11 protein-coding genes are annotated in these 10,963 nt (G+C 71.9%); 6 read left to right on the top strand and 5 right to left on the bottom strand.

What is annotated here, in order from left to right; genetic code table 11:
- Positions 1–976: MFS transporter (locus Q1K57_RS15610; protein WP_300084326.1), on the top strand; the 976-nt coding region annotated here is incomplete at its 5' end.
- Positions 977–1,045: 69 nt separating this feature from the next.
- Positions 1,046–2,206 (top strand): aminotransferase class I/II-fold pyridoxal phosphate-dependent enzyme, encoded by a 1,161-nt coding sequence (locus Q1K57_RS15605; RefSeq protein WP_300084324.1) that lies wholly within the window; start codon positions 1,046–1,048, stop codon positions 2,204–2,206.
- Between the two features lie 36 nt (positions 2,207–2,242).
- On the opposite strand, the gene serB is transcribed toward Q1K57_RS15605, so the two are convergent.
- The gene (serB, locus tag Q1K57_RS15600; RefSeq protein WP_300084322.1) at positions 2,243–3,439 is read right to left on the bottom strand and encodes a phosphoserine phosphatase SerB; all 1,197 of its coding nucleotides are present in this window, start codon (positions 3,437–3,439) and stop codon (positions 2,243–2,245) included.
- 37 nt (positions 3,440–3,476) lie between these two features.
- Positions 3,477–4,643 (bottom strand): hypothetical protein, encoded by a 1,167-nt coding sequence (locus Q1K57_RS15595; protein WP_366525384.1) that lies wholly within the window; start codon positions 4,641–4,643, stop codon positions 3,477–3,479.
- A 650-nt stretch (positions 4,644–5,293) separates the two neighbouring features.
- On the opposite strand from Q1K57_RS15595, the gene Q1K57_RS15590 reads away from it, so the two are divergent.
- Positions 5,294–5,812, top strand: coding sequence for a hotdog fold domain-containing protein (locus tag Q1K57_RS15590; protein WP_300084318.1), 519 nt, complete (start codon positions 5,294–5,296; stop codon positions 5,810–5,812).
- An 87-nt stretch (positions 5,813–5,899) separates the two neighbouring features.
- Positions 5,900–7,762, top strand: coding sequence for a dihydroxy-acid dehydratase (gene ilvD / locus Q1K57_RS15585; RefSeq protein ID WP_300084316.1), 1,863 nt, complete (start codon positions 5,900–5,902; stop codon positions 7,760–7,762).
- Positions 7,763–7,806: 44 nt separating this feature from the next.
- On the opposite strand, the gene Q1K57_RS15580 is transcribed toward ilvD, so the two are convergent.
- Both Q1K57_RS15580 and Q1K57_RS15575 read right to left on the bottom strand, forming a co-directional pair.
- Positions 7,807–8,802 (bottom strand): CU044_5270 family protein, encoded by a 996-nt coding sequence (locus Q1K57_RS15580; protein WP_300084314.1) that lies wholly within the window; start codon positions 8,800–8,802, stop codon positions 7,807–7,809.
- 13 nt (positions 8,803–8,815) lie between these two features.
- The gene (locus Q1K57_RS15575) at positions 8,816–9,340 is read right to left on the bottom strand and encodes a sigma-70 family RNA polymerase sigma factor (protein ID WP_300084312.1); all 525 of its coding nucleotides are present in this window, start codon (positions 9,338–9,340) and stop codon (positions 8,816–8,818) included.
- Between the two features lie 146 nt (positions 9,341–9,486).
- Here Q1K57_RS15575 and Q1K57_RS15570 point away from each other — a divergent pair, with 146 nt between their 5' ends.
- Both Q1K57_RS15570 and Q1K57_RS15565 read left to right on the top strand, forming a co-directional pair.
- Positions 9,487–9,996 (top strand): SigE family RNA polymerase sigma factor, encoded by a 510-nt coding sequence (locus Q1K57_RS15570; RefSeq protein ID WP_300084310.1) that lies wholly within the window; start codon positions 9,487–9,489, stop codon positions 9,994–9,996.
- A complete protein-coding gene (locus Q1K57_RS15565) occupies positions 9,993–10,688 on the top strand; it encodes a hypothetical protein (RefSeq protein ID WP_300084308.1) in 696 nt (231 codons plus the stop codon). The genes Q1K57_RS15570 and Q1K57_RS15565 overlap by 4 nt, the downstream gene beginning before the upstream one ends.
- Before the next feature lie 31 nt (positions 10,689–10,719).
- Here Q1K57_RS15565 and Q1K57_RS15560 read toward each other — a convergent pair.
- Positions 10,720–10,963 (bottom strand): hypothetical protein (locus tag Q1K57_RS15560; protein WP_300084306.1); only part of this gene is annotated, 244 nt, incomplete at its 5' end.

Here is a 10,963-nt window from a genome sequence, read left to right as displayed (position 1 = left end):
GCGCTTCGGCGAGCGGTGGACCTACGTGGCCGGGCTGTTCGTCGTGGCGCTGAGCTCGCTGGGGTGCGCCTTCGCGCAGGGTTACTGGGACCTCCTGTTCTGGCGCGGCCTCGGCGGCCTCGGATCGGTGACGTTCACGGTGGCGTCCATGGGGCTCATGGTGCGGCTGGCGCCACCTTCGGCGCGCGGGCGCACGTCGGGGCTGTACGGGTCGGCGTTCCTGCTGGGCAACATCACCGGCCCGATCCTCGGGTCGCTCCTGGCGGGCTTCGGCTTCCGCATCCCCTTCCTCATCTACGCCGCGATGCTGTTCGCCGCGATCACGGTGGTGCTCGTCTTCCTGCGCGGCGCCGGCGGCCGCGAGATCTCCGAGGACGCCCGCCCCCGCTTCCTCCTCGCCGATGCCCTCCGCAACCCGGTCTACAAGGCGCTGCTCGTCACCGGGTTCGCGAACGGCTGGACGAACTTCGGCGTCCGCATCTCGCTCATTCCGCTGATGGCGGCAGCCGTCCCGACGATCGGGGTGGCGATGTCGGGCATGGCGCTGACGGTGTACGCGCTCGCGAATGCGATCGCGCAGCAGTTCAGCGGACGGTTCGTCGACGCGCTCGGACGCCGCCCGGTCCTCATGCTCGGGCTGCTCGTGTCCGGGCTGGCGAACCTGGTGTTCGGCTGGTCGACGACGGTTCCGCTCTACCTCGGCCTGTCGGCGGTGGCGGGTGTGGGGGCGTCCATGATCATGCCGGCCATGCAGGCGCAGATGGGTGACCTCATCGGTGCCGACCGCAACGGCGGTTCGGCGCTGTCGACCTATTCGATGGCGGGCGACCTGGGCTCCATCGGCGGAACCCTGCTGGCTGGTCTGATCGCGCAGTTCCTCGGGTTCGGTTGGGCGTTCGTGGCGACGGGGTCGGTGCTGTTGTTGTCCATCGTGCCGTGGATCGTCCTGGGTCGGCGCGGCGTCAAGGCGGCCTGACCCGCCGAGATCCGCGGCAGGTCAGCGCCGAAAGCCCGTGCGGTGTGAGCGCCCCGTAGGGTCGGGAGTGTGAACCCGAACAGTCGCCTGTCGCGGCGCAGCGCCGTGGAGCCGTTCCACGTGATGGAGGTCGTCCGGCAGGCAGCACTCCGCCAGGCGGCACACGGGGACGCGATCCTCCTCTGCGTCGGCCAGCCCGCCACCCCCGCGCCGGAGCCGGCCCGACGGGCGGCGTCCGAGGCGCTCGATCGCGACGTGCTGGGCTACACCGAGACCGCCGGGATGCCGTCGCTGCGCCGCGCCGTCGCCGACCTCTACCGCCGGCGCCACGGCCTCGACGTCTCCCCCGGCGAGGTGGTCATCACCACGGGGTCATCGGGCGGCTTCCAGCTCGCCCTGCTCGCCGCCCTCGACGCCGGCCAGACCGTCGCCATGGCGCGCCCCGGCTACCCCGCCTACCGCAACACGATCGAGGCGCTCGGGCTGCGCGTCCTCGACCTCGACTGCGGCCACGAGACCCGCTTCCAGCCCACCGCCGCCCTGCTCGACTCCCTGCCCACCCGCCCGGACGCCGTCGTCATCGCCAGCCCGGCCAACCCGACCGGAACCGTCGTCGACCCCCGCGAGCTCGCCGCCATCGCCCGCTGGGGCGCCGAGAGCGGCTGCCTGCTCCTCAGCGACGAGATCTACCACGGGATCGAGTTCGGCGACGCAACCACGGCGTCCGCCTGGCAGACGAGCCGGGACGCCGTCGTCATCGGCTCGGTCAGCAAGTACTTCTCGATGACCGGCTACCGCCTTGGCTGGCTGCTCGCCCCCGAGCCGCTGCGCGGCCGCATCGAACTCCTCCAGGGCAACCTCGCCATCTGCGCGCCGGCGATCTCCCAGGTGGCCGCCATCGGCGCACTGTCGGACGCCGCCCGCCCCGAGCTGGACGCCCACGTCGCCCGCTACGCCACCAACCGCGACCTCCTGCTCCGGCGCCTGCCCGAGCTGGGCATCACCGACTTCGCCCCGCCGGACGGCGCCTTCTACGCCTACTGCGACGTCGCCCACCTCACCCGCGACAGCCTCGCCTGGTGCGCGGACATCCTCGCCCGCACCGGCGTCGCCCTCACCCCCGGAATCGACTTCGACCGTGCGCAGGGCGCGCACACCATCCGGTTTAGCTTCTGCGGTGCGATCGCCGAACTCGACGAGGGCCTCGATCGGTTGGTCGCCGCGCTCTGAGGGGTTCGCGCCGCCAACCGCGCGGCTGTCCGCGGATCAGGCGCCGGACGCCGCACGCGCGGCGGCGGCGTCCTCAACCTCCTCGCGGCTGAAGCCGAGCAGGTACAGCACGGCGTCCAGGTGCGGCAGGGACAAGGCTGTGTCCGCGGACGCCCGCACCGCCGGCTTGGCATTGAACGCGATGCCGAGCCCCGCGGCGGCGAGCATGTCGAGGTCGTTGGCGCCGTCGCCGATCGCGACCGTGCGCGACAGCGGCAGGCCCTCCGCCTCCGCGAAGGCGCGCAGGGTGGCTGCCTTGGCGGCGCGGTCGACGACGGGCCCCTGCACGCGGCCGGTCAGGACGCCGTCGCGCACCTCCAACTGGTTGGCGTGCACGTAGCCGATGCCCAGCTCGGCGGCCAAGGGCCCCACCACTTCGAGGAAGCCGCCCGACACGAGACCCATGGCGAAGCCGAGGTCGCGCAGCGTCGCGACGAGGGTGCGGGCGCCGGGCGTCAGCCGAACCGACGCCACCACCTCGTCGAAGATCGTCGCCGGGAGACCCGCCAGGCAGGCGACGCGCTCGTGCAGGCTGGCGGCGAAGTCGAGTTCGCCCCGCATCGCCGCCTCGGTGACGGCGCGCACCTCGGCCTCCCGACCCGCATGGGCGGCGAGGAGCTCAATCACCTCGTCCTGGATGAGCGTCGAGTCGACGTCCATCACCACCAGACGCCGCCCCTGACGCGCCAGCCCCGCCGGCGACACCGACACGTCGAAGCCCACCTCGGCCGCCGCGACGGCCAGGGCCGGGCGGAGGTCGTCCACGTCGGCGTTGGACACGACGAACTCCAGGGTCGTCATCGGCGTGCGCGACAGCCGCCGGATGCGGTCGATGTTGCCGCCATGCTCGGCGATCACGCGGCCCACGGCGGCGAGGTGGGTGGCGCGCAGCGGCCGCCCGAGCAGCGTCACCACGACACGCCGCAGCCGGGTCGGGTTGTCGCCCGATCCCTCCTCGATCGTGAGCCGGTAACCGAGCCGTGCGCACGTGCCGGCCAGGCGGTCGGTGAGCCGGCCGAGGTCGTCCGGCAGTGAACCGAGGAGCAGCGCGATCGTCACCTGCCCGCGCAGGACGACCTGCTCCAGGTCGAGCACCTCGGTGCCGAGCCCGGCGGCGGCGTCCATGAGCGCGTGGGTGATACCGGGCCGGTCTGGTCCGGTGAGGGTGGCGGCGAGGGTGGTGCGTTCGGTCACGCCCGCGATTCTCCCACCGATCCGTTGCTGCGCCGGGTCAGTCCCCGCCGCCGCCCCCGCCTCCGTCGAAGCCACCGCCGAACCCGCCGTCGAAGCCGCCCGAGTCGCCGCCGCCGAAGCCGAGGAACCCGCCGCCGCTGGAGTCGGTGAACCAGCCGCCGGCGGAGGCGTCCGACCCGCCGAAGTCGAAGACGCCGTCGCCACCGGCGTCCGCGGCGTGGTCGAAGCTGCCCACCTGGTCGAGAGCGTCCAGGCCGCCGGCCTCGGTGAAGGCGAGCCAGCTGAGGGCACCGGAGGGGTCGCCGGGGAGGAGGAGCCAGCCGGGCGCGACGCCGGCGTCGGCGTAGCTGCGCTGCACCACCTGCGCCCACTGGGGCAGGATGCCGAAGAGCACGGCGTAGGGCAGCAGCCGCTCGTTGACCTGCGCGATCTCGCCGGCGCCGTTCGGCACGCGGCGCTTCATGATCGTCTCGGGGGCGGCGAGGAGACGCAGACGCTCGGCCTCGGCCAGCGTCATGTACTGCTTGAGGCCGGCGAGTTCGTCGGTGAGGCGGCGTCCCTTGTCGGTGAGCTGCCACCTGCGGGGCCTGATCCAGCGGGAGACGAGGGCGGCGACGCCCGCGACGAGTTGCAGCGGCAGCCAGGTGAGATCGAACCAGCCGAACGCGATCGGCAGGATCGCCAGAGCGGCGACGAGGCCGCCGAGGAGGTCGAGGGAGATGGTCCAGGGGGACTGGCTGGTGGTCACCCAGCCACGCTTGACCACCTCGCGCTCGGCCTCGCCAACCGCGCCGGCGAAGCCCTGCGCGATCGACGTCGAGCCGTCGAGGGTGGCTTCGTCGCCGGCATAGCCGGCGGGGAACAGGGTGCGGTACACCTCTTGCGGCACCGGGCGGAGCTTGGGTTCGCGCTGGGTGCGGCGGGTCACGAACCAGACCTTCTTGGTGCCGTCGCGGTTGGCGTCGCGGGCGCCCAGCTGCCAGACGCCCTCGCGGGCGAGGTCGAGGATCTCGGCGGGGATGCCGAGGCGGTTGTCGACCTCGCGCAGGATCGCCGCAGCCGTGGCCGGCGTCACCTCCCGCGGTGGCGCGAACGCGACGGCGACGGTCTGGTTGCCGGGGGCGTCCTTGGCCCGGCTGCGGATCACCACGCGCGCGACGACCAGGAGCGCGGCCACGACCGCGAGCGAGACGGCCCAGATCATGGCGCTCAGCCTACGGGTGCGGGGTCGGTCCGCGTTCGGAACGGGGTGCTGCAGCCCTTTGAGACTCTGCTCAGGGCCGCGCGGTCGAAATCCACTCCACGGTGTGGCTTCCGCACGCTCCGGACGCCGCCGGTGTGCGAAACCCACTCCACGGCATGATCTCCGATCACTGCGGACGCCCCAAGCGGACGAAAGCCGCTCCACGGCATGAAGCCCGGACCGCCCCCGCTGGTCGAGCTTGTCGAGACCCTGGTTTCGACCAGCTCAACCAGCGCACGGGTTTCGACAAGCTCAACCAGCGCCCCTAGCGCCCCGACACCACCCCGACCGGGGCGTCCCGCTGTCCGCAAGAAGCCCGGGCAGCACGCACGCCGTTTAGTCACACATCCGCCGCGCAGACCCGGCGTATGAGCACCTAAGCGGCGTACGCCCCGGCCGAACCGTCGTTTCTGCACCCAAGCGGCGTACAAGCACCCAAGCGGCGTGCATGACCCCGATGATCGAGCGGGTCCCGGTAACCAGGGACCACAATCCTGTCGCGGCTGCGCTGCACCGGATCGGGCGATCTGGCGCCCGGCACGTCCTCGCACGGAACATGATTGATCAGCGCTTCCCCAGGGTTGGAGCGATCACACGAGAGGGTGGAACCAGTGGGACTGAAGACTGACGTGCGGCGGAACCTCACCGCGCTTACCGGCACGTGGGAGCTCTGGCAGCGCAGCCAGTCCCTGCCCCAGCCGATCGGCACCCGGCTGTTCTCGGCTGCGGTGGCGCTGAAGGCGCCCTACTTCCGCACCGTCCTCCCCCACGTCCGCGAGCTCGGGCCCGGGCGCTGCGTGGTGACGGCACCGAAGTGGTGGGGCGTGCAGAACCACATCGGCACCTTCCACGCCATCGCCGCCTGCAACCTCGCCGAGGTCGCCATGGGCATGCTCGCCGAGGCCACCGTGCCGCCCACGCACCGCTGGATCCCCAAGGCCATGACCGCCCAGTACCTCGCGAAGACCCAGGGCGGGCTCACCGCCACCGCCCAGCTCGATCCCCGGCCCGACTTCGCCCTCATCACCTCCGGCGTCGACGTCGTCGTCCCCGTCAGCCTGGTGGACGCCGCCGGCGTCGAGTCGGTGCACTGCGACATCACGATCTGGGTGACGCCGCGCAAGCGCTGAGGCGGCCCGTCTCGCGGAGGCAACCTCCCATCCCGCCGCAGACGCGGGCCCGAGTAGGCTGGGGCGGTCCGTCCCGAGGAGGTTTCGATGGGCCAGCTCCGTTCCCGCACGTCCACCCACGGCCGCAACATGGCCGGCGCCCGCGCACTGTGGCGCGCCACCGGCATGAGCGATTCCGACTTCGGCAAGCCCATCGTGGCGATCGCGAACAGCTTCACCCAGTTTGTGCCCGGCCACGTGCACCTCAAGGACATGGGCCAACTCGTCGCGGGCGCGGTGCGCGAGGCGGGCGGTGTGGGCCGCGAGTTCAACACCATCGCCGTCGACGACGGCATCGCCATGGGCCACGGCGGCATGCTCTACTCCCTGCCGAGCCGCGAGCTCATCGCCGACGCGGTGGAGTACATGGTCAACGCCCACTGTGCCGACGCGCTCGTGTGCATCTCCAACTGCGACAAGATCACCCCCGGCATGCTGCTCGCCGCGCTGCGCCTCAACATCCCCACCGTGTTCGTTTCCGGCGGCCCGATGGAGGCCGGCCGCATGCTCGGCGACAAGGTCGTCTCCGGCGCCCCCGACGAGGGTGGCAGCGAACGCCTCGACCTCATCGATGCCATGGTCAAGGCTGTCGACGACTCCGTGAGCGACGACCAGATCGCCGCCATCGAGGCCAACGCGTGCCCCACGTGTGGCTCCTGCTCGGGCATGTTCACCGCCAACTCGATGAACTGCCTCACCGAAGCCCTCGGCCTGTCCCTGCCGGGCAACGGCTCGACGCTCGCGACGGCGTCCGCTCGCCGCGATCTCTTCCTGCAGGCCGGACGCCTCTCCGTCCAGCTCGCCCGGCGCTACTACGACGACGATGACGACTCGGTGCTGCCGCGCTCCATCGCGACGAAGGCGGCGTTCGCCAACGCCATGCGCCTCGACATCGCGATGGGCGGCTCGACGAACACCGTCCTGCACATCCTCGCCGCCGCCCAGGAGGCGGGCGTCGACTTCACCATGGACGACATCGACGCCCTCAGCCGCGTCACCCCCTGCCTCGCCAAGGTGGCGCCCAACACGACGAAGTACTACATGGAGGACGTCCACCGCGCCGGAGGGATGCCCGCCATCCTCGGCGAGCTGCGCCGCGGCGGCCTCCTCGACGAGTCGGTGCACGCCGTGCATGCCGATTCGCTCGCCGCGTGGCTCGACGCCTGGGACATCCGCGGCGGCAAGGCCTCCGCCGAGTCCCTCGACCTCTGGTACGCCGCGCCCGGCGGCGTCCGGACGACCGAGGCGTTCAGTTCCACCAACCGCTGGGCGGATCTCGACACGGACGCCGCCGGCGGCTGCATCCGGTCGGTCGAGCACGCCTACACCGCCGACGGCGGCCTCGGCGTCCTCAAGGGCAACATCGCACCGGACGGTGCCATCGTGAAGACCGCCGGCGTCCCCGAGCACCAGTGGGTGTTCCGCGGCCCGGCGAAGGTGGCCGAGAGCCAGGAGGAGGCCGTCGAGATGATCCTCGGCGGCAAGATCGTCGAGGGCGACTGCGTCGTCGTGCGCTACGAGGGCCCCAAGGGCGGCCCCGGCATGCAGGAAATGCTCTACCCCACCAGCTACCTCAAGGGCGTCGGGCTCGGCCCGAAGTGCGCGCTCATCACCGACGGCCGCTTCTCGGGCGGTTCGTCGGGCCTGAGTCTCGGGCACATCAGCCCGGAGGCGGCGTCCGGGGGTGCGATCGGCCTGATCCGCGACGGCGACATCATCGCGATCAACATCCCCGAGCGGACGATCGACGTGGAGGTCTCCGACGCCGAACTAGCCGCCCGGCGCGCCGAACAGGACCAGTTAGGCTGGAAGCCGAAGGACCGCGTCCGCGAGGTCAGCAACGCGCTGAAGATCTTCGCCTCGCTGGCCCAGTCGGCCGACAAGGGCGCCGCCCGCCGCCAGTTGGACTGACGGCGGGCGAGGCCCCGCAGCGGTTCGGGCGGTGGTCCGCCGGCTCAGCCGTTGACGCCGTTCACCACGTCGTCGGGGACGCTGTCAACGACGGCGCGGTCGACGCGGACCTGGGTGGCGACGGTGTCGGTCGTGCCCGGCAACGCGATCTGCTCGCGCTCGCCGACGACCTCGCCGGTCGCCGGGTCGATGACGATCTCGACCGAGCCGCCGGTGGCGTCGTCCCGGCCGAGCGCGACGCCGGTGCGGCCGTCGATGTCGGCTTCCTGTTCGGTGACGACCACGCCCGGGACCGTCCGCAACACCTGGTAGAGCGCCGAACGGAGATCGGCCGGAACGAGGCCGGAGCGCAACACGTCGGCGATGGTCACGAAAGCCTCGTCGTCCGGTGTGACGCCTTGGCCTGCGGAGTCGGCGTAGACCCGGTCGCGCAGGGCCTGCGGGTCACGGGGGAGGGCGGCGAGCCAGGCGAGGGTCGGACCCTGCCATGAGCCCTCGGTGAGCGCGTCCTCCTGCCAGATGAAGGGGGCAGTGTCCACGCTCGCCGCGTCGGCCGGCGCCCCCGAGACCTGCCGCTCGACGGCGTCGGCACCGTCGACGAACCACGAGGCGCCCTGGCCGCTGACCGGACGGTAGTGCACGTCGACGTCGCTCACGATGTAGGTGCGGTCTCCGCCCCCCTCGACAAGCTCGACGTGGACGACGGTGCCCGAGCGGGTGATGCGCCAGTACTGGCCGTCGGCGGCCGTCGGGTCGGTCGCGTGGATCGCTGCCGCATCCAGCACCTCCTCGGCCGTGGCCAGGGGCGGCTGGACGCCTCCCATCAGCTGGACGCCGAGCAGCCCGAGCGCCGTCAGCCCGGCCGCGGCGGCGACGGCGACGCGGGGCCAGCGGCGTCCCGGCGTGCGAAGGGGTAGCTCGGTGACGCGGGAGTCGGCTGTGGCGTCCGCGAGCAGCAGCCGACGCTCGGCATCGGTGTAGGCGGGCACGTCGCGGCAGGGATCGGCGTGGCGCAGGTGTTCCTCGAACAGGGTGGGCATGTCGGTCTCTTTGTCAGGCGATGGTGGGAGTGGGTTGGGTTTCGGGTTCGGAGGCCAGGTAGACCTCCTGGGCGCGTCGGCGGGCGCGCATGAGGCGGGTTCGAGCTGCGCCCGGAGAGATGCCGAGCACGGTCGCGATCTCGCCGGGCGCGAGCTCTTCCCAGACGGTGAGGCGCAACACCTCGGCGTCCATGTCGGCCAGTTGGGCGAGCACGCGTTCGACGAGGTCGGACGCCGCGGCGTCCGGCCCGGCCACGGTCACGTCGGCCGTCGCGGCGACGGCCTCCCGCACGTTGAGGACCCGGGCGAGGGAGTGCCGGTGGTGCAGGATCGCGTTCCGGGCCACCTGGTAGAGCCAGGGGAGGGCGGCGTCCGGCACCGAATCCCGGCGCCGCCAGGCGACGGCGAAGGTCTCGGAGACGATGTCGTCGGCATGGTCCGGCCCGACGCGTCGCGTGGCGAACGCGCGGAGGGCCTGCCCGTGCCGCTCGAACAGCGTTTCGAGCCATCGGTGGTGGGCGTCGGTGGGGGTGCTCATACTCCATGGTTCCCACCGGGACGCCGAACGTCACCGGATACGCGCGGCGGTTCGGCGGCCGCACCGCAGGCCGGCTGTGGAGCGGACGCAACCTTTCCGGCATGCTGCACGTACTGCCAGCGACACCACGTCGCAAGGAGCCGATCATGTGGGGGATCACCCGAGAACGGGACGCAGCGTTCACCCAGTTCGCCGCTGACGCCTCCGCGTCGCTCACGAGCACGGCCTGGCTGGTCTCGGGCGACCGCGAGGTGGCCCGCGACCTCGTGCAGACGGCGCTCCTCAAGACCTATGTCGCCTGGCCGCGCGTGCGCCAGGCAGACGCCCGCGCCTTCGCCCGTCGCGCCCTCGTCAATGCCCACATCGACCAGTGGCGGCAGCGACACGGCGAGGTGGTCTCCACCAGCACCGTCGAGTCGCGCACGGCGGCGTCCGACCCCTACGAGGGGGTCGACGACAATGACCGGGTCGCCCGCATGCTGGCCACTCTGCCGCCGCAGCAGCGCGCCGTCGTGGTGCTGCGCTACTACTGCGACCTGTCCGAGCGCCAGGTCGCCGACGAGCTCGGCCTCTCGCTCGGCACCGTGAAATCACATGCCTCCCGCGGTCTCGCCACCCTCCGAACCCGCTACGCAGAGGAAGGACACCTACAATGAACACCTTCGAGGACCTGCTCCGCGCCGACCTGAAGTCCATCGGGGACGCCCAGTCGTTCGCCGTCGACCTCGACCCCGTCATCGCCGACGGCCACCGCGTCGTCCGCCGCCGCACGCTCGTGCCGGTCGCGGCCGCAACGGTGCTCGCCATCGCCACCGCGGCCACCCTGCTCACCCTCCGCCCCTGGGACCAACGGGCCATCCCGGTCGCGACGCCGACCGTCTCCGCACCGACACGCACGCTGGACGCCGCGGCCTACGGCGAGTTCGCCCAGTTCGCTTCCCCGAGCACCCGCGTGGCGTGCGCGATGGGCCCGGAGGCGGTGGTGTGCAACATCCCGATGGGCTACGCCCTCGACCTGCCACCCGCCGACGAGGCGTGCGAACCGGGATTGGAGAGCGTCACCGACGTCATGCTCACCGACACCGGCCCGATCGTGTTCGGCTGCGGCACCGACCCGGCCAGCCTCCCCTACCGCTACAACGAGGCCACGGCCTGGGCCGGGTCGGGCTTCGGAACCTGGACGACCAGTGAGTACTTCGGCAACGAGGACGTGGCAGTGCTGCCTGTGGGAAGCACGCTCGAACTGGGCGACTACCGCTGCACCGCCGAGGACGACGCACTGACGTGCACCCACACGCCGAGCGGCCACTGGATGCGGGTGGCTCCCGAGGGCATCACCGAGGGCTGAGCGCATTCCTGCCGCGTGCTGCGAGGGGGCGTTACCCCGCGGTGGTTCCGCGGCCGGACCGCTTCGCCATGCCCGTGACGACTGCGGACGGCGGCTTCATGGCCAGCGTGAACAGGCTGACGGCGCCCGCGACAACGGCGAGACCGAGGATGATGTGCACCCAGAACCACCCGATCTCGCCGATCGCATACTGGGCGACGGCCAGCACGAACACGCCGAACCCGTGCATGACGAGCCCCTTGTTGCGCGACTGGCGGCTGAAGCTCAGCGCCGAC

The organism is Propioniciclava sp., assembly GCF_029977985.1.
Taxonomy (GTDB): domain Bacteria; phylum Actinomycetota; class Actinomycetes; order Propionibacteriales; family Propionibacteriaceae; genus Propioniciclava.
Note: the sequence above shows the minus strand (reverse complement) of the source record. Positions and strands in the feature narration are given on the sequence as shown.

What these genes read in the sequence shown, in the direction of transcription:
- Q1K57_RS15565 (WP_300084308.1), top strand. Translation starts at nt 9,993, where the DNA reads ATGAACACCTTCGAGGACCTGCTCCGCGCCGACCTGAAGTCCATCGGG.
- Q1K57_RS15580 (WP_300084314.1), bottom strand. Translation starts at nt 8,802, where the DNA reads ATGCCCACCCTGTTCGAGGAACACCTGCGCCACGCCGATCCCTGCCGC.
- Q1K57_RS15575 (WP_300084312.1), bottom strand. Translation starts at nt 9,340, where the DNA reads ATGAGCACCCCCACCGACGCCCACCACCGATGGCTCGAAACGCTGTTC.
- ilvD (WP_300084316.1), top strand. Translation starts at nt 5,900, where the DNA reads ATGGGCCAGCTCCGTTCCCGCACGTCCACCCACGGCCGCAACATGGCC.
- Q1K57_RS15595 (WP_366525384.1), bottom strand. Translation starts at nt 4,643, where the DNA reads ATGATCTGGGCCGTCTCGCTCGCGGTCGTGGCCGCGCTCCTGGTCGTC.
- Q1K57_RS15570 (WP_300084310.1), top strand. Translation starts at nt 9,487, where the DNA reads ATGTGGGGGATCACCCGAGAACGGGACGCAGCGTTCACCCAGTTCGCC.